Origin of the sequence: Faecalibaculum rodentium (assembly GCF_001564455.1) — a bacterium.
GTDB lineage: Bacteria > Bacillota_I > Bacilli_A > Erysipelotrichales > Erysipelotrichaceae > Faecalibaculum > Faecalibaculum rodentium.
Genome location: NZ_CP011391.1, coordinates 2183347 through 2201718, shown reverse-complemented (window position 1 = coordinate 2201718; position 18372 = coordinate 2183347). Strand labels below are relative to the sequence as shown.

Genomic DNA, 18372 nt, shown 5'->3' with positions numbered 1-18372 from the left:
GGTGCAGGAATCGTATGTGAGAGTTGCAGGATTGTCCGGAGCGGACAGGGTTTCTGGTGGGTATTTAAGACAGATATAGAGAATAAACCAATTGTAGATTATGTGTATAAAAATTAGTGGATAAAGGGTTGTTTAGCGGTATAATCAGAACGTAAATCAACAATATGTAAAGGAAGAAATTTATGTATGGAGACAAAGAGCATTTCCATCCCCGTATTCGCAGTTGATTCGGTTTTTTTTCAATCCCGGCAAAAGGAGCAGAATCATGAAGAAGGAATTTGACGAGATTCTTCAGGATGCCGACTTGTTCAATGACATGTATGCCAGCGTGTTTTTCGAGGATGAAGTGGATACGCTGCAGCTGATGCTCAGCCTCATTCGAGGGAAAGAAATCATCATTGATTCTGTGGAGATTCAGCTGACCATCGTCAATACGGATTCAAAATCCACCCGGATGGATGTCGTGGGACATGAAGCGGATGAAAGTGTGGATATTGTGGAGTTTCAGGTCATTCTCTGCAAGCCGCCGGTCCAGGCAAAGCGCAGTCGATACTACTCCATCAACTACGGCCGGAAAATGCTGAATCATGGTGAATCTTATGGGGATCTTCAGGACTCTGCGCTTGTTTTTATCTGCAAAGGTGATGCGATTGGGAATGACAAGCCACTACATTCCTTCACCATGAAGGGTCAGGCTGGGCATGAGCTGGGCGATGGAAGAACGGTGATTTTTATTGATGCCACCTGGCCAGGAGACCGGCCTCTGAAGGATCTGATGCATGACCCGCTTTGTTCCAATCCGGAAGAAATGGTTTATGGTGAAATCAGGAAGAGAAGCATATATCTGAAACGGAAGGAGGAAGGCATGATGACCGTGGATGAGAGATGGGAAAAGATTGTGGAAGAGCGGGAACGGAAAGTAAAAGAGAATTTGCTCAAAGAACAGGAAGCGAAGAACCGCGAGAATGCAAGGATCATGGTTGAAGGCGGAGCTTTGACACAAATGATTTCTCAGGTGACGAAATATCCGGTTCAGGAAGTGGAAAGGATGAAGTCCGAGTATCAGAAGACCGGAACCATCAAGATGTGACTCGACAGCTGTCCATTTTGTGAAATCGGCCTGTCAGCCACCATCGGCATCCGGAAACTGCCGGACCGCTGCAAAAATCATCACGAAACCGGGAAGAGTTCCTCCACTCTCTTTGATACACTGATAGGGATTTGGAGGAAATGATCATGAAGATTCGCCTGAAATACAATTCGCCGGTGATCCTGACCTTTGCACTGCTTTGTCTCGGGGTACTGATATTCTCGGAACTCACGGGATACCGCTATGTTTCGGAGTGGTTTGTGACGCACCGCGGCCCGCTGGACAGCGTGCGGACGTACCTGACGATGTTTACCTATGTCCTTGGACATGCATCCATTGAACACTTTGCGAGCAATATGATGCTGCTTTTGCTGGTCGGGCCGGTGGTGGAGGAAAAGTACGGGTCGAAGAACACCCTCATCATCATTCTGATCACGGCTGTCCTGACTGCGTTTGCGAATATGGCCGTGACGACCAACGGACTCATTGGCTGCAGCGGTGTGGTCTTTGCATTCATCATCCTGTGCAGCATGACTTCCTTCAAACGCGGAGAGATTCCCATCACGATGATTCTGGTTGTGACGCTGTATCTCGGGCAGGAAATCCTCGCGGGTGTGCTGTCTTCGGACAATATCTCCCAGATGGCTCACATTGTGGGCGGTATTGCGGGGGCCGCATTCGGGTTCTTCCTGGAGGGCGGCAGGCGTCGGTAGACGCGCGTTTGTGTGATTGCTGTGGAATGTAATGGCACACCGGTCACCAGACAGGTGAATGCCGGGTTACGAACGTATAATTATTAGTGTAGAGCCGGGTAACAGTTCGGCGGATAAGAGGTAATCAACATGAGCAATAAAGCACACAAGGAGATCACGAAACTGGATGAATCATTCGGCACGTATTCAAACAGCAGCAATGTGAATGAAAACGCAACGGTGACTTCAAGGAGTGAGGATGACAAAACACATCCCCTGGACAACGACCTGTCGCTGGATGTAGGGCAGCCTTCGACAAACGATGCGCCGGAGCAGTATTCCACGTTCCGGAAAACTCCCACGAAGGAACAGAACAGAATTTCTGATGAAATCGTGGCTGCGGATTCCGGAGAGAGCATTGTGAAGGAAGCGAAGTCTTTCCATGAACCCATCGATGAAGTGGCTGACCAGATCGGTGACGAAATCGAAGGCGAATATCCGGAGTTCCTGAGTGAAGTCCAGGACAAGGCCGAAGAATTCGTCAACCGCGCCAAGGAAGACCCGGCTGCAACCCTGAAGGAAGTCGGCAAGGGCATCCTGATGGTGGCTGGTGCCATGGCAATTCTGAAGGGTCTCTTCAGACGCCACTAATCTGCAGAAAAAGAGCAGAAACGTACGAAGATCATGCGCAAACGCCCGTCATGCGGGCGTTTTTGAATGGAAACCGGGCATGGCAGGATAGAATAGAGAAAACAGAGAGAGGAAGAGAACAACATGGAACCCTTTTTGATCAACTGTCTCCATGCTTATTTTTACTTTATGGTGTACTCCTTCGGGGGCTGGGTGGTCCAGGGCCTGTATGTGGGAGCGAAGGATTTCAAGTTCGTGAACACAGGCTTCTTCCATGGTCCCTATGTACCGATTTTCGGGTTTGGCTGCCTGTTCATCATTTATATTGTGGACAGACTGAGCATGAATCCGTTCTGGGTGTTTGTGAATACATTCTGGCTCACCAGCGTGCTGGAGTACATCACGAGCTGGTATCTCCAGAAGAAGTACCACCGGCTGTGGTGGGATTATTCGAAGCACAGGTTCAATATCCATGGACGGGTATGTCTGCTGAATTCCACGCTGTATGGAGTGGCGGGGCTGGTGGTAACGTATGTTTTCCAGCCGTGGATGGAGAACCTTGTGGCGCATATTCCGCTGCATGCGATGGAAGGCATCATGGTTCTGTTCACGATTGTGTTCGGGACGGATTTCATCACTACGAACCGGGAGATGGGCCGGCATCGCAAGGCGCTGGAGCAGCTGCATGCCCATGTGCAGCGGGCTGTCAGCAGTGTGGCGTATCAGGATGAAGGTTTCGCGGCTGCGGTGGCCAGTCTGCAGAAGATGCAGGAAAACAGCCGCCATGTCCGCGGGTTTGTGCACCAGCGGATGGATGAGGCATACCAGACCAGTGTGGACCGGGTGAACCGGCATATCCAGGAAGCAGGGCAGCGGGTGCAGCAGGTGCAGGACCGTGTGAATGCTCGGGTGCACGAAGCCGGTGCCAGGGTGCAGGCTGTGCAGGATGCAGCGGCGAGCCGGATGCAGCAGGCGCATGAATCGGTGGAAAGCCATGTGCAGGAGGTCAGCCGGCGGGTCGGTGCCTGCAGGGACCAGCTCAATGCAGAGGCAGCGGGCAGTGGCAGTGGTCAGAAACCGGAGCCGGTGTCGACAGGAGCCGGAAAAGATGGGGCATCAGATGTGTCCCAGACGGCAGCTGATGCAGTATCGGAACCAAAATCCAAATAACCATTGATGAGAAAACCCGCTTTATCGTGGCGCATGTGTCCGGGAAAAGCGGGTTGTTTTTCATGCTGACTTTGACATGATCAGGCTGGTTTTCGCCGTTGATCACAGTTCCAGTTCGGTGATGACAGACTCCATCGGCTGCTGAGCCAGAAACGCTGAGACCTCGCGGTCTGAGGGAATCGAAGAGGCTGCACCGGCAACCTGTACCGATAAAGCTGCAGCTGCATTTGCACGCATCATGGAATCGGGTACAGACAAACCCCGGCTGCAGCCATCCGCAAAGTACCCCAGCCAGGTGTCACCAGCTCCAGTGGTATCCACGGCCTGCACGCAGCAGGATGGGACGCGGCAAAGAGACTGGCCCTGAAGCGACAGTGACCCCCTGGACCCGAGTGTCAGCACGAGTCCTGTTTCTGGATACCGCTGGCGAAACAGACGGCAAAGCTGCATCGGGTCGTCACAGGTGCATCCCAGCAGCCGGGCACATTCGCTTTCATTCACTGCCAGCCACGTCACTTCACGAAGATCCAGGTCCAGGATATCGGGGGTCATGGGAGCGGGATTGAAGAGAATCCGCATTCTTTTGGCCTTGGCCTGCTCCAGCAGGGATGTCAGGTGGCTGATTTCGTTCTGACAGATCAGCAGATCTCCGGCTTCAAAGCCCGCCAGAGTTTCCCGGATCTGCTCTGGTGTACAGCAGTTGTTGGCCCCGGGATCGAGAAGAATGCGGTTCGCCCCCGCAGGGTCCCGTTCAATGATTGCTGTCCCGGTGGCAGTATCCGGCACAATCCGGATATGGGTGGCGTTTACACCGGCAGTTTCCAGTTCATTCAGCAGCCAGGTCCCTTCCGGGCCAATGCAGCCGGCCATATGCACATTGCTTCCGGCTTTCGAAGCGGCGATTGCCTGGTTGAGACCTTTGCCGCCGGGGTAGCGGCTGATGCGAAGCGCTTTTGTGGTTTCACCGGGTTTGCCGAAGTGATCGACGTCATAGACGATGTCCTGGTTCAGGGAACCGAATATCAGTGCTTTCATACAGTGTCTCCTTGGTGTTGAGGGCAGCGGGAATGGCGAAAACCGCCACCCGACAAATCAGCGGAACCCGAAGAGCTGGAAAAAGGCATTCCAGGCATCCAGAGGAATCATCATGACCCAGGGGGCTGTAAGAACAGCCAGGGAAAGAGCCAGCTTTCTGCGGATGGTTAAAGACAACCCGATTTTCCGGAAGGCGAATCGGCTGTTGAGGATATAAATGAGAATGGCGGCAGTCAGGATGGCTGGCAGCGCCAGCAGCGCGCATCCAGGCCAGCTGTAGGGAGTCATTCCCACATAGAAATCACTCAGGACAGTGAAGGCCAGAATGGCGTTCAGCAGGCTTCCGGCTAGGTCGCTGAGAAACCCGAAGCAGACGATGCGAAAAATGGAGGATTTCCAGATGCGCAGGCTATTGATACTGCCCAGAATGGCGATCGTGGCGAGCAGGACCAGGGAATCCACCAGAAAATTGCCGATAATCATGAACACCCACAAAACAGGAGACAGCAGCATGATCATGTATACGGGAAAAATCAGGTTATAGGCTTTTACTGTATGGGCTTTCATGTAATTATTGTAATTCGGCTTTGGGAAGTGGTTCAATGGGAAACACGTGCATTGAACGCAGAGTCATGAGAAATCGTACGAAGTATGAGAGTACTGGTGACAGTGATCTGTATCTTGTGCGGTGGTCTGCTCTGGTTTTTCAGCAAAAGATGAGACCTGTCAAAATCGACGGGTTCAGGGAAATTCATCAGAAAAAGTGTACAGGCAGAGAGTTAAAACGAAAAGTTGCATACATCCTGCTTAAAGTATCCGTGAAAAGGGGTACGGTGGAAATCACGTGAATTTTTCTCTTGCACCAGAGTCGGTGAGTATGTTAATATCAATGAGCAGTCAACAGATGGGCCTGTAGCTCAGGTGGTTAGAGCGCACCCCTGATAAGGGTGAGGTCGTTGGTTCAAGTCCATTCAGGCCCACCATCTGTTTTATTGTTGTGGGGTGTTAGCTCAGCTGGGAGAGCACCTGCTTTGCACGCAGGGGGTCAGGAGTTCGATCCTCCTACGCTCCACCACTATGAAAATCAAAGCCTCCAGGTCATGTGCCTGGGGGTTTCTTTTATATTCCTGCATGGATGCAGTCCTGGCATGTCAGCCACCATCGGCACCGTGCAGGCAGTGTCGTTGGTCTGATTCCTTTGAGCGGACTGTTCGCAAAGGATACACTGTATGCAGAAGGAAGCGTGATGGATATGGAACAGGAACTTTTGAATGATGTGATTCGCGAATACAGGCAGCTGATGGAAGCAGGCGATCTGCCGGCGGCCCTGCCCCTGATCCGGCAGGCAGCTCACTGGGGAGATCTGGAGAGCCAGATTCTGGCGGCGGATCTGTACATGAATACCCTGCAGAATCCGGCCCAGGCACTGGAATACACCAGGCTGGCCGCACTGAATGGAGATACCGAATCCATGCTGAATCTCGGGATGATGCTGCGGGAGCGCCGTGAGTTTGACAAGGCATTTTATTTTATTCAGAAAGCGGCGATGGCCGGGTGCACCCGGGCATATGAGCCGCTGGCGGCGATGTACATGATGGGGCAGGGAACACCCAGGGACCTGCAGCAGGCAAAGTACTGGAATCTCCAGGGGCTGGAGGCAGATCCGGAAAATGCCGGACTGCAGCGTCAGCACCGGGTGCTGGAAAAAGCGGGGTGCTGACAGACAGGGCTGCAGCCGGCTGACAGGCCTGGGGAGAGAGGCACGTGTTTTGCGGGAGGATGAAAAAAGACGCCGGACAGTGGCAGTGGCCTGTCAGGCGTCTCTTTTTTTGGCAGCGGGCTTTCCTGAATGGGAAAAACTCCGTATACTGGCATACGACAAAGGCAGCCTGGAAAGGGCTGCCTTCATCTGTTATAGGAGAGAGATTTATGAAGAGATTTTTTTCTGTGTTCTCTTGGCACATCTATAAGATACGAAACCATTATCGGGAAAGTTTGCCGGTATGATGGGAATTTTTGTGAACCTCGGCTGAATTATGGGACAGGGGACGCAAATCGTTACATCACCTTAACATTTTCCTGCGTTTTGGTTACGGCTCTTGCGCATGATACAATCAATATAACTGTGCAAAGGAGGAAGTTATGCTCTTGTTCATCAAAAGCCTGCCACGGATGGTGCGCAGTGCCAGCAAAGATATCAGCCGTCATTTCTCCACTGCATTCTCCAGCAGCCTGTCCATTGCGATTGCGCTGCTGATCGCGACGTTCATGACCGTCATGGCTGCGAGCATTGACCAGTTCACCAAAAATATCGAAAGCGAATTCGTTGTGCAGGTCTCGCTGCTGCCGACAGTGACGGAAGAACAGCGCCAGGCCCTCACGGATGAACTCTCTTCCATGAAGGGAGCCGGTCACGTGACGTATTCGACCAAAGACCAGGAGCTGGACGAACTCATTGCGCAAAACGGTGAAATCTTCAGCCAGTATGCGGGAGAAGACCGCAATCCGCTGCTGGATGTCCTGACCGTGCATCTGGAAAACGCCCAGCAGGTGGAAGCTGTTTCGAAGGAGGCGGCAAAACTTGATGGTGTGGCTTCGGTTTCCTATGGCGGATCCATGATTTCCAAAATGGTGGATGTCTTTGATGCGGCCCGGACTGGTGGATGGCTCCTGGTGGGCTTCATGATCATACTGGCGGTGTACCTGACGAGGATTTCGGTGAAAATGACCATTCACACCCGGCAGGAGGAAATCGCCATCATGCGGCAGGTGGGTGCCTACAACTGGTATATCACCACGCCGTTTGTCTTTGAGGGACTCATCATCGGATTCTGGGGCGCTCTTGTCCCGGGACTGCTGGTCCTTCTGGGCTATCCGGCCCTCTACAATCTTCTGGGCGGCGTACTGCTGTCAGACATGTTTGTTCTGATTTCCCCCTGGCCCTTTGCGGCGTATGTGACCGCCTGTGTCTTTGGCATCGGCCTGCTCACCGGTGCCCTGGGGTCCTGGCTGGCTGTCCGCAAATATCTGAGGTGGTATCGATGAAACTGAAAGAAAAACTTACGGGTTTTCTCGTATCCGCGTCCCTGGCTGCAGCGGGCTGTCTGCCTGCGGTCATGATACCGGTGTATGCAGAAGACTATTCGGATACAGAATACTGGTACAGCCAGTGTACAAAACCCCAGACCTCTTCCGAGGGCGTGAAGGCCTGCGAAGGGTTCCGGGAACATGAAAACCAGCGGCGGCAGCAGCTGCAGCAGTCCATTACGGATTTTTCCAACTCCATTGGCAGCCTGGAGGGCGAGACGGACAAAGTCGCAGCCCTGGCTCAGGAACAGAAGGCCCTGGCAGAGGAGCTCTCGAACCAGATCAGCCAGAAGGAGGCCGTGATTGCCCAGATCGAAGCCAATATCCAGGCCCTGCAGGAACAGATCGTGCAGAAACAGGCGGAGATCGATGCCTGGGATGCACAGATCAAGTCGCGCATGCGGCACGAACAGGGCAATGTGGGGACCAACATGCTGGTGGATCTGGTGATGGGTGCCAGTGACCTGAATGACATGCTTCGGCGGATTTCCGGCATTGAGCGGATCACCGAGGATGACCAGGCGCAAATCAGCCGCCTGAATGAAATGAAGGCCGAGCTGGAGCTCTCGGTGAGCGAGGAAAAGCGTCTGCAGGAGGAAAACACGGCACAGAAAGCCGAGCTCGAGGAACAGAAAGCGGAAGCGCAGCGCCTCGAGGATTCCTATAACCAGCTTGTGGCGCAGTACCAGCAGCAGATTGCGGAACTGCAGGCACAGAAACGGGCGGCGGAAGCCGACATGAATGCGATCCGCGACTTTGTGATCACCTCCGCGGCAGCAGGATCTGCGTCCATCACAACGAGTTCGGGATTCAATGTCCCGGTTCTTGGCGGCCAGTATTCTGCCGGGACCTGGGCGTACCCCGGTGGGGGACTTCACCTGGGTCTTGACTGGGCGGCTCCCATTGGAACGCCGGTGGTGGCACCTGCCAACGGCATTGTGCTCTATGCGGCCAATCCCGTGGCTTCCAACTCCGGGTACCTGGGAAACATGTCCGGCTATCCGTATGGGAGCGGCAATTCAATCTGCCTGCTGTGTTCCATGAATGGGTCCCTGTATGCCTTCTCCTTTTTCCACCTCTCGCAGGAGGGGATGGCTGTGCGGGCGGGTCAGTCCGTGTCTGCAGGGCAGCAGATCGCCCTGACGGGCAACTCCGGGAACTCCACGGGCCCTCACTGTCACATCGAGGTGATCAATCTCGGGAACATGAGTGTCGAAGACGCCATCAAGCGGTTCTCTTCCAGTGCGGATTTTGCCTGGGGGACCGGGTGGGGCAATACCGCCGGAGCGTGTGAAGCCAAGAGCAGCACCCCCTGCCGCGAGAGACCGGAGGTCTTCTTCAGCTGAACCGCCGCATATAGCCGCATATACAGGCAGCCGGGCAGTCCGACAGACCGGTCTGCCAGATGGCAGCATTGAATGAAAGGAGCCTGCAATGATCGAACTCAAGGATGCATCGAAAGCCTACCCCAATGGGGTGCATGCGCTGAATCACATTGATCTGCGGATCGATCCCGGAGAATTTGTCTACGTGATCGGACCGACAGGATCCGGCAAGAGCACGCTCATCAAGCTGCTCAATGGCGAAGAAGTGGCAGATTCCGGCACAGTGACGGTCAACGGCACCAATGTCGGGGCCCTCAAGCACCGCAAAGTCCCGAAGTATCGCCGGAACATCGGCTGTATTTTCCAGGACTACCGGCTGCTGCCAAGGCTTACGGTGTATGAAAACATCGCCTTTGCTCTGGAGGTAACGGGTACGCCCTCGAAGCAGATCCGCCAGCGGGTCAGGGAAGTCCTGGAACTCGTGGATCTGAAGGACAAGGAACGGGCTTACCCGGATGAACTCTCCGGGGGCCAGCAGCAGCGTGTCACGATCGGCCGTGCCATTGCGAACCGGCCTTCGATCCTCATTGCGGATGAGCCTACCGGAAACCTGGATCCCAATATGTCGCTGGAAATCATCGAGCTTCTCGAGAAAATCAACCAGACCCAGGGCACAACGATCGTCATGGTCACCCATGACCGGGAACTTGTGGACCGGTTCCGCAAGCGGACGATCATGCTCGACAAAGGCTACATTGTGCATGATTCCAGCAAAGGCGGCTACAAATCGTTATGAAGCGGCTGTTCTTCCAGTTCCTCTATGAACTGAAAAGTGCCTGGCGGGGCATCACCCGCAACTGGGCGCTGTCACTGTCAGCCCTGGGCGCGGTGACGGTGTCGCTGTTTCTCATCGCCTGTTTTTCGCTGATCGGCTATCACACCGAGCAGTTTGCTTCCCGGGCGGAAAGCGGGCTGCGGCTCCATGCAGTGCTCGCCCAGGGGCTGGATCCGGCAGCAGTGGAGCAGACAGGGAATGACATCCGTGGGCTCTCATTTGTGGACCGGGCGGATTTCTCCGACAAAGACCAGGAGCTGGAGCTCATGATCCAGGAAAAAGGCGAGGCCTTTTCCGTGTACCGCGGGGAACAGAACCCTCTTTCCGATGCCTGGTTTGTGTACCTTGACAACGGAACCGACATTCAGGAAGCTGCCCGTCAGGTAGGTCTGATTCCCGGGGTGGAGACTGTCACCTATGGCGGTGAAAGCACCGTGGAACTTGCCCGGCTGCTCAGCCGCGTGCGGATTGCCGGCTACATTGGCAGTGCCCTTTTGCTGGTGCTTTCCATGTACCTGATCTACAACACCATCCGCACTACGATTTACTCCCGCCAGGACGAAATCATCACCATGCGCCAGGTCGGCGCTTCGAATGCCTTCATCAAGATTCCCTTTGAGCTCCAGGGCATGGTTCTGGGACTTCTTGGGGCGGTGATTCCTTTTGTGCTCATCGCCTGGGGATATCCGCGTCTGTATAATGGACTGGGCGGCATTCTTTTCGCGAATGTATTTGAACTCATGAAACCCGGACAGACAGTGTTCTGGTCAGGCCTGCTGCTCTTCGGCGGTGGCCTGCTCGTGGGATGGCTGGCCAGTTTCATGGCTGCCACCAAGTACATCAAGGCAAAACGATAGGCTCCCCTGTCGTTTTTTTGTGGATTTCTTCCGGTTATGGCCATGAGACTCCCGTGCCGATGGCGGATCCGGTATTGCTGGAGGCAGGGTAGCCCGATGGAGGAGCAGCGCGCTTTGCTGCAGGGCATGTCCAGCATCGGCAGACTGGAGGCAGTTCAGTCATCTTTGGCGGGTGAAAGGATGATGGCGGTCAGGAAGAAGTCCGGAAAAAAGCGGCAGAACACAGTGTGAGGAGGCAGGCATGCACCTGCCACTGGTGTTCTATGTGTACTATATATAAGGTACAGAATCAGAAAATCAGAAGACTGAGACAACAGAACAGGGGAATGGAAAGGCATGGAGTATGAAGCCGGTGGATAAAAAGAGTCTGGAGAAAACCAGGAAAAACAAGCAGACAGCATGGATCGTGACGGGGCTTTGTGCCGCATGCTTTGCAGCAGGGGTGTCGGTGCCGCTGCTCATGGATGCGCACAAGAGCGATGACCTGGCGAAGGTCGAGAACATTTACGGGCTCCTGAAAGACCGGTGGTTTTACGGGAACCAGGTCGAGGACCTAGATTCCAGGCTCGCAGAGCAGGCCATTGCCGGAATGACCACCCTGGAGGAAGATCCCCATACGAATTACTTCAATCTGGAGGAAGCCAAAGCCTTTTCCCAGTCGCTTGCGGGCTCCAATGTGGGGGTGGGAATCTCCTTTTATCGGAATGCCGATGATGAAATGACGGTCCGGGATGTGTTCCTGGATTCCACGGCGGACAAAGCCGGACTGCGGACCGGTGATGTCCTGGTGAAAGTCGGCACGAAGGAAACAAAGGGGCTCCCCAATGAGGAGATCACCCAGACGATTCAGAATTACGAAGGGCAGAAACTCCCGGTGGAAGTCAGGCGGGGGGATGAACTTCTGACCCTGACCCTGGAGCCCGGGGAATACGATTCCACGGTGGTTTGCGAAACTGTGGACGGTATCGGGATCATCGACCTGTCGAGTTTTTCCGAGAACTCCGGGCGGGAATTTGCCAGCGCAGTGAAAAAACTCGAATCCCAGGGGGTGCGGAATGTCATCATCGATCTCAGGGGAAACACAGGGGGCTATCTTTCGGCGGCGAAGGACATCTCCGAGGTGCTGCTTCCGAAGGACTCCGTGATTTTCCAGGAAAAAGACAAGGACGGAAACATCCGGAAGCTCAGGACAGAGCAGGAGGGACAGGCAGATTTCGACCGCATCGTGATCCTGCAGGATGGCAGTTCTGCGAGTGCCAGTGAGGTTCTGATCGGGGCCCTGAAGGACAATCTGGACAATGTGACGACTGTCGGGACCCGGACTTACGGCAAGGGCACGGAGCAGGTGAGTGTACCCTTTACGGACGGGACGAGCCTGAAGTACACCATTGCGGAATGGCTCACACCTTCGGGCGAAAGCATCAACCGTACGGGGTTTGCCCCGGATGTGGAGGTCGGGCTGTCGCCGGTGCGTACTGTGACGTATCCGGGGATGGAGGAAGGCGAGGTCATTGTGGCGGATTCCGTGAATGACAACGCCGGTGCTCTCCAGCTGTTTCTCCAGTACCTGGGGTATGAGGTCGACCGGACGGATACATATTTTGATGCGGCAGGCAGTGAAGCTCTGCGGCGGTTTCAGGCAGACCACGGCCTGGAACCCACAGGGGAAGCGGACAAGGAGACCTTTGACCAGATTGCGGATTTGACGCTCATCCGGATCTATGAATCGGAGAAAAGCGACGACGCGCAGAGAAACAGGGCCCTGGAGATCCTGTCTTCGGGAGAGTGAGTGACCATCCTGACAGTCCGGACAGGCCGATGCCAATGATGGCAAACAGGTCCAGTGTGATGAAGCCGCCGGCAAAGACTGCAGCGCGGTGGACATCATCAGCGGGAAGAACAGCCTCAGGGTGTTGATTGAAGGAAACACAGCGTTTACAATAGAACCATAGACCACACCGGACCGGATTGCAAGGTCCGGTTTTGCAGAAACACAACAGCACGGGAAGGAGGAGGAACAATGGCAGAAGAACAGACGGCCGCTTCGGTGACTGAGCAGAAAGAAGGAAAAGGCAGGGAACCGGGCACGTTTCAGCTGGTGAGCGACTACAAACCTTCCGGCGACCAGCCGGAGGCCATCAAAGAGCTGGTGGAGGGCGTGAAGGAAGGAAAGCAGTGCCAGGTGCTCATGGGGGCCACCGGTACGGGCAAGACCTTCACGATTTCCAATGTGATCGAGCAGGTGGGGCGGCCCACGCTGGTGTTCGCGCACAACAAGACGCTGGCCAGTCAGCTGTATGCGGAGTTCAAGGAATTCTTCCCCCACAACCATGTGGAGTACTTTGTCTCCTATTTCGACTACTATCAGCCGGAGGCATATATCCCGAAATCGGATACATACATTGACAAGAACACCAAGACCAACGAAGAACTGGACATGCTTCGGCTGGCGGCTGCCAACGCAGCGCTGAATCACCGCGATACCATCATCGTGGCATCAGTTGCCAGCATTTATGGTGCCAGCAATCCGGACCAGTACCGGGACATGATCGAGACTGTGCGCGTGGGGCAGGAAATCGACCGGCGGGAACTGATGCAGTTTCTGGTCAGGCAGCAGTACAAGCGCAATGACATGGACCCGGTGCGCGGTACCTTCCGGGTGCGGGGCGACACCATTGAAATCAGTCCGGGTCACACGGACCGGTACCTGATCCGGATCGAGATGTTCGGGGACGAGATCGACCGGATCACCCAGGTGGATCCGCTGACAGGCAAGGTCCAGCAGGCATATTCTGTGTACAACATCTATCCGGCAAACGGATATGCAACGAGCATGGACATCATGCGGCGGGCTGCGGGAACCATTGAAGCGGAGCTCGAAGACCGCCTGAAGTTCTACAAAGAGGAAGGCAAGCCACTGGAAGCCGAGCGGCTGGAGCAGCGGTGCCGGTATGATATCGAGGCACTGCGGGAATTCGGTGTCTGCCCGGGCATCGAGAACTACTCCCGTCACATCGATGGCCGCAAGCCAGGGGAAAAGCCCTACACGCTGTTTGACTATCTGCCGGAGGATTTTCTGCTGGTGGTGGATGAAAGCCATGCATCGCTGCCGCAGATCCGGGGCATGTACAACGGGGACCGGGCGCGGAAGGAAACACTGGTGGAATATGGATTCCGGCTCCCGAGTGCCCTGGACAACCGGCCTCTGACATTTCCGGAATTCGAACAGGTGACGGGTCAGTCGATTTTCGTCAGCGCAACCCCCGGGGACTATGAACTGGAGAAGACGAACCAGCATGTGGTGGAGCAGATCATCCGCCCCACCGGGCTGCTGGATCCGGAGGTGGAGGTCCGTCCGACGGAAGGACAGATCGATGACCTGGTGGATGAAATCCGGCAGCGGATCGCAGCGGGGGAACGCACGCTGGTGACCACGCTGACGGTGCGGATGGCGGAGGATCTGACGGAGTACCTGAAGAATCTCGACATCAAAGTGGCGTGGCTGCATCATGAGGTAAAGACCATTGAGCGCACGGAGATCATTCATGACTTGCGGGAAGGCAAGTACGATGTACTGGTGGGGATCAACCTGCTGCGGGAGGGTCTGGATATTCCGGAGGTCGGCCTGATCGCGATTCTGGATGCGGACAAGGAGGGCTTCCTGCGAAGCCGCCGGAGTCTGATCCAGATCATTGGCCGTGCAGCGCGGAATGCCCATGGCAAGGTCATTATGTATGGCGACAAGATGACGGACTCCATGAAGGAGGCCATCGCGGAGACAAAGCGCCGTCGCGGGATCCAGATGCGGTACAACGAGGAGCACGGCATCGTGCCAAAGACTGTGCTCAAGCCGATCCGGGACATTGTGCGCAGCAAGGAAACCAAGGCGGAGGCCAGCCGGTACCTGAAGAAAAAGAAGATCGGCAAGAAAGCGGCACAGAAGCTCATCGAGGATATGGAACTCGAAATGCGGGAAGCCGCCAAGGAGCTGGACTTCGAGCGCGCCGCCCAGCTGCGTGACATGATCCTGGAGCTGAAGGCCGAATCTGCAGCCTGAAACGATGTATGCAGACAGAAGCATATCGCTTCCAGCGATTCGGCTTCAGGCAGCAGGCGGTTCGGGAGGACAGCGAAACGGTACGGATTCCCGGAGAATCCAGAGCCGTAAAATCCCGCCGTGTCGGTTGAGATACGGCGGGATTTTCGTGTACGCCTGTATGTGACACAGGTTCAATCATCCCGGACCTGGTTTCCAGACCGGTGACCTACAATTACAGGCAGAAAGGCGGGATCTTTATGCAGGCACTGCAGACACTGGCACCGATTCTCTTCATGGCCGGCCTTGGCTGGCTCTCCAGAACCAGACACTGGATCACACAGGAACAGAAGGAGGGAGCCAACCAGATCGTGTTCGGGCTCCTGTTCCCGGTCATGGTCTTCAACCTCCTGGCCTCCAGCACGCTGGCCCCGTCCATTGGCGGGATCGTGCTCCTGGTCCTTGTCTGTTACTGCCTGTTTTATCTCACCGGCCGCACCCTCCTGCAGAAATGGTTTGCACCCTATTCCGGTATTGCGCCGTTTCTGCTGACCACCGCCGAAGGCGGCAACTTTACCCTCCCGCTGTTCTTGTCCGTCGTCGGCACTCAGTCTCCCAATGCCGGAGACCCCATGCTGCTGGATCTTGCCGGTGTGGCATTCTGTTTCCTGATCATTCCTCTGCTGGTGGCCCGCCAAAAGGATATGAATGTACATGCGGGGGATATGGTGAAGCAGATGCTGAAGACGCCCATGGTGATTGCCGCGTTTTCGGGTCTGCTGGTGAACATCACCGGAGTTTACGCCTGGGCCCAGGCTGCTCCCTGGTTTGGAATCTACTCCCAGGTCATGGCCATGGTCACGGCCCCGATCATTCCCATGATCCTGTACATCATTGGCTACAATCTGGAGTTCTCGACACGGATTTTGCAGCCGGCTGCGAAACTCGTGGCAGTGCGTCTGCTGTTTTTTGCCGGGATCCTGGGACTGCTGTATCTGCTGTTTCCCGCGGCTATGGCCAATCCGGCATTCGCAGCAGCGGCATGGCTGTACTTCATGGGTCCGGTGGGTTTCGGGGTCGTTGTGCAGATCAGCCCGCTGATGTCTTCGGAAAACGACCGGTCATACTGCTCTGGGGTGATTTCCCTGAACATGATCGTCACACTGATTGTCTACATTGTGCTGGTCATGGTGATGGGCTGAACCGGCCGCGCTGCAGGGCGACGGTGCAAAGATGAAACTGACAGGAAAAAGGGATGCACCGGATCGATGCATCCCTTTGACTGCATGCGGCAGTCAGTTCTGTGTCTGTCCGACAGGCAGATGATTCTGGAGAACCTTGATGAATTCATCCTTCGTCAGGTGTTCCGGAATCACTTCCTGATCCACGATGAAATACGGCACGGATTCAATGGCGAGCGCGTCATATTCCATTTCATCATTGGCAACTTCATTCTCATACCAGCCCTCTTTGAGCATACGGCGGATGAGGTCTTCCTCCAGGCCTGCGGCTTTGCCGGCTTTTACCAGCACTTCGGGATCCGCGAGTTTTTCGCAGTTCACGAAATAGGCATCGTGCAGGGCTTTGCGAACCTGAGGCCCCAGGTTGCAGTCCCGCCCGAGTTTGTACAGCCGGTGGGCATCGTGGTCATTGGATTCATGTACCTTCCCGAAATCGAAGTGCAGCCCGGCTTCTTCCCGGCCCATGGTGTTGATTTTCTCAATCTGCGCCCTGGCGCCATCGGGAGTGAAGCCGTCTTTCTGCTGGAAGATTTCGAACATCTCCATATCGCCGTCTCCATCCTCCGGCCGATGGATCTCCCTGGACTTGATGTCCAGACGCACCTGATCCTGGAGACCCAGTTCTTCAATGGCATGCTGCAGGTTGGTTTCGCCGACGTAACAGAATGGACACTGCAGATCTGCCCATAACACAATATTGATCATGTGACCTACCTTCTTTCATGTTTATTATCCGGAAAAGATGGAGAATCGCTGCGAGATACGCCCGGGGAACAGTCCGCAAAGCTGCAATAAAAGTTATCAAAAATGGAAGGTTTTTATATACTAGAGGAAATAAGGTTGTAAAAAACGCCTAAAATTACATCTTTAGTGATTAAACACTGTATTTTATCCGCTTTTTTACAATCTTGGTAGTATGGAATGCAGAGGAGAAGATATGGCCAAATACAGAACGCTGAAAAGTCTGTTTCATGAAAATGAGAGTATATTCAAGCAGAAATATACAGAACGTTTCAATGGAGAAAATACACTGAAGTTTTCTTTTGATATCAAGGGATTACCAGCGTTTGCGGTCCTTACTCCGGAAATGATAATCAGGGGCGATTCTATTAGAAAAATGCAAATCAGGCTGGAACGCCTGGAAGCAACAATTCCCTGTAAACCATTAATCTTGATGGATTCAGTTTTTCAGGAGATTGAACAGAGCAACGAAATAGAAGGGGTGCACAGTAGTCGAAGAGACTTGGAGAATGCATTGAATGCTAAACCAGGAACAAGGTTTGCTGGCCAGATGGAGCAGTATTTCAGATTGTTGTCTGGAGAAGTCAAGTTCCCTGACAATCCATTGGATGTAAGACAGCTTTATAATGAGATGCTGCTGCAGGATGTGGTCAGCGAACATCCGGAGAATAGGCCAGACGGACGTGTGTTCAGAGCAGATACTGTAGGAGTGGTTGATGGGACCAGAACAATTCACAATGGAATTATGCCAGAGAGTATGATCATTTCAATGATGGAACAAGCGTTGGAACTTGTCCGAAATGAAAACTATCCATTTTTGGTAAGAGCGGCAGTTTTTCACTTTATGTTCGGTTATATACATCCCTTTTATGATGGAAACGGCCGGCTGAATCGTTTTTTAACCAGTATGCTCATTTCAGAAGAACTAAGCATTCTTTCGTCGTTACAGTTGTCTCTAAGCTTCAGAAAAAATCGAAGGCAATACTATAAAGCCTTTGAAGCATCGGAGAATCCGCTGAATAAGGGTGATCTTACACCTTTTATTCTGATGTTTCTGGAAATATTAGAGTCTGCACTAAAACATGAAATTGTGAAGCTGGAGTCACAATTAGAGAAATACGAACAGTATTTGAGTAAATTGAATGCTGCCTCTTTGAAACCTGCAGAAAAAACGTTTCTTGAAACACTGCTTGCAGCTTCCCTTTTCTCTCTATATGGGATTTCCAAAAAGCAGATGATACAAATTACACAGATGAGTCAGTCATGGGTTGACAAGACTTTACAAAAGCATCGGGATAAACTGAATGTACGAAGAGAGGGACATGCAAAATGGTATAGCATGAATAAAGAATTTCTTGCCACTCTGGTTTAGCCTCAAGGAGATATTTCAGGTTCGATCAGCCATAACTGTAAATCTGGATGCTGTGATGCCGCTATAATAATGAGTCCACCGACATTTACGATGTAAGGAAAGACAGATTTCATGAATCACCGGCACTCTGTCCTTCCATCCACACCGGTCCCTCCTTTTTCTTTCACCCTCTGCATCCTGCAGCCCAGCTGCATCCGCTTATCACCCGCCACACCCCGTGACAGATTCTCTCCGGCGGCTATAATCAGTATGCGAGGTGAC

At 53.8% G+C, this 18372-nt stretch carries 16 protein-coding genes and 2 tRNA genes; 15 read left to right on the top strand and 3 right to left on the bottom strand.

Annotated elements, in window-relative coordinates; genetic code table 11:
* The first annotated feature begins 265 nt into the window (after positions 1 to 265).
* From aalo17_RS10735 to aalo17_RS10720, 4 genes are all read left to right on the top strand, one after another.
* Positions 266 to 1090: a hypothetical protein gene (locus aalo17_RS10735; protein WP_067559349.1), complete on the top strand. Its 825-nt coding sequence runs from the start codon at positions 266 to 268 to the stop codon at positions 1088 to 1090.
* A 146-nt stretch (positions 1091 to 1236) separates the two neighbouring features.
* Entirely contained in the window at positions 1237 to 1803 is a 567-nt protein-coding gene (locus aalo17_RS10730) for a rhomboid family intramembrane serine protease (protein WP_203225821.1), read from the top strand.
* Between the two features lie 129 nt (positions 1804 to 1932).
* A complete protein-coding gene (locus aalo17_RS10725; protein WP_067559346.1) occupies positions 1933 to 2433 on the top strand; it encodes a hypothetical protein in 501 nt (166 codons plus the stop codon).
* Positions 2434 to 2556: 123 nt separating this feature from the next.
* Entirely contained in the window at positions 2557 to 3582 is a 1026-nt protein-coding gene (locus aalo17_RS10720) for a putative ABC transporter permease (RefSeq protein WP_067559343.1), read from the top strand.
* A 102-nt stretch (positions 3583 to 3684) separates the two neighbouring features.
* Here the strand turns inward: aalo17_RS10720 and aalo17_RS10715 are convergent, their stop codons facing one another.
* Both aalo17_RS10715 and aalo17_RS10710 read right to left on the bottom strand, forming a co-directional pair.
* Positions 3685 to 4617: a ribokinase gene (locus tag aalo17_RS10715; RefSeq protein ID WP_067559339.1), complete on the bottom strand. Its 933-nt coding sequence runs from the start codon at positions 4615 to 4617 to the stop codon at positions 3685 to 3687.
* A 57-nt stretch (positions 4618 to 4674) separates the two neighbouring features.
* The gene (locus tag aalo17_RS10710) at positions 4675 to 5184 is read right to left on the bottom strand and encodes a hypothetical protein (protein ID WP_067559338.1); all 510 of its coding nucleotides are present in this window, start codon (positions 5182 to 5184) and stop codon (positions 4675 to 4677) included.
* Positions 5185 to 5523: 339 nt separating this feature from the next.
* Between aalo17_RS10710 and aalo17_RS10700 the strand changes: the two genes are divergently transcribed.
* The 10 genes from aalo17_RS10700 (at position 5524) to aalo17_RS10650 (ending at position 15959) form a co-directional block, all read left to right on the top strand.
* Positions 5524 to 5600 (top strand) — tRNA-Ile (locus aalo17_RS10700).
* 16 nt (positions 5601 to 5616) lie between these two features.
* Positions 5617 to 5692, top strand: a tRNA-Ala gene (locus aalo17_RS10695).
* 177 nt (positions 5693 to 5869) lie between these two features.
* Entirely contained in the window at positions 5870 to 6337 is a 468-nt protein-coding gene (locus aalo17_RS10690; RefSeq protein WP_158507790.1) for a tetratricopeptide repeat protein, read from the top strand.
* 422 nt (positions 6338 to 6759) lie between these two features.
* Positions 6760 to 7662 carry a permease-like cell division protein FtsX gene (gene ftsX, locus aalo17_RS10680; RefSeq protein WP_067559328.1) on the top strand — a complete coding sequence of 301 codons (903 nt, stop codon included), beginning with the start codon at positions 6760 to 6762 and terminating at the stop codon, positions 7660 to 7662.
* The gene (locus aalo17_RS10675) at positions 7659 to 9050 is read left to right on the top strand and encodes a murein hydrolase activator EnvC family protein (protein WP_067559325.1); all 1392 of its coding nucleotides are present in this window, start codon (positions 7659 to 7661) and stop codon (positions 9048 to 9050) included. The genes ftsX (aalo17_RS10680) and aalo17_RS10675 overlap by 4 nt, the downstream gene beginning before the upstream one ends.
* An 88-nt stretch (positions 9051 to 9138) precedes the next feature.
* Positions 9139 to 9825 carry a cell division ATP-binding protein FtsE gene (gene ftsE / locus aalo17_RS10670; RefSeq protein ID WP_067559322.1) on the top strand — a complete coding sequence of 229 codons (687 nt, stop codon included), beginning with the start codon at positions 9139 to 9141 and terminating at the stop codon, positions 9823 to 9825.
* The gene (gene ftsX / locus aalo17_RS10665) at positions 9822 to 10721 is read left to right on the top strand and encodes a permease-like cell division protein FtsX (protein WP_067559320.1); all 900 of its coding nucleotides are present in this window, start codon (positions 9822 to 9824) and stop codon (positions 10719 to 10721) included. Before ftsE ends, ftsX (aalo17_RS10665) begins: the two co-directional genes overlap by 4 nt.
* 343 nt (positions 10722 to 11064) lie before the next feature.
* Positions 11065 to 12510, top strand: coding sequence for a S41 family peptidase (locus aalo17_RS10660; protein ID WP_067559317.1), 1446 nt, complete (start codon positions 11065 to 11067; stop codon positions 12508 to 12510).
* 231 nt (positions 12511 to 12741) lie between these two features.
* Positions 12742 to 14778: an excinuclease ABC subunit UvrB gene (gene uvrB, locus aalo17_RS10655; protein WP_082743386.1), complete on the top strand. Its 2037-nt coding sequence runs from the start codon at positions 12742 to 12744 to the stop codon at positions 14776 to 14778.
* A 239-nt stretch (positions 14779 to 15017) separates the two neighbouring features.
* Positions 15018 to 15959: an AEC family transporter gene (locus aalo17_RS10650; protein WP_067559314.1), complete on the top strand. Its 942-nt coding sequence runs from the start codon at positions 15018 to 15020 to the stop codon at positions 15957 to 15959.
* 93 nt (positions 15960 to 16052) lie between these two features.
* On the opposite strand, the gene aalo17_RS10645 is transcribed toward aalo17_RS10650, so the two are convergent.
* Positions 16053 to 16703, bottom strand: coding sequence for a DsbA family oxidoreductase (locus aalo17_RS10645; RefSeq protein ID WP_067559311.1), 651 nt, complete (start codon positions 16701 to 16703; stop codon positions 16053 to 16055).
* A gap of 232 nt (positions 16704 to 16935) precedes the next feature.
* On the opposite strand from aalo17_RS10645, the gene aalo17_RS10640 reads away from it, so the two are divergent.
* The gene (locus aalo17_RS10640; RefSeq protein WP_067559308.1) at positions 16936 to 18111 is read left to right on the top strand and encodes a Fic family protein; all 1176 of its coding nucleotides are present in this window, start codon (positions 16936 to 16938) and stop codon (positions 18109 to 18111) included.
* Positions 18112 to 18372 lie beyond the last annotated feature (261 nt).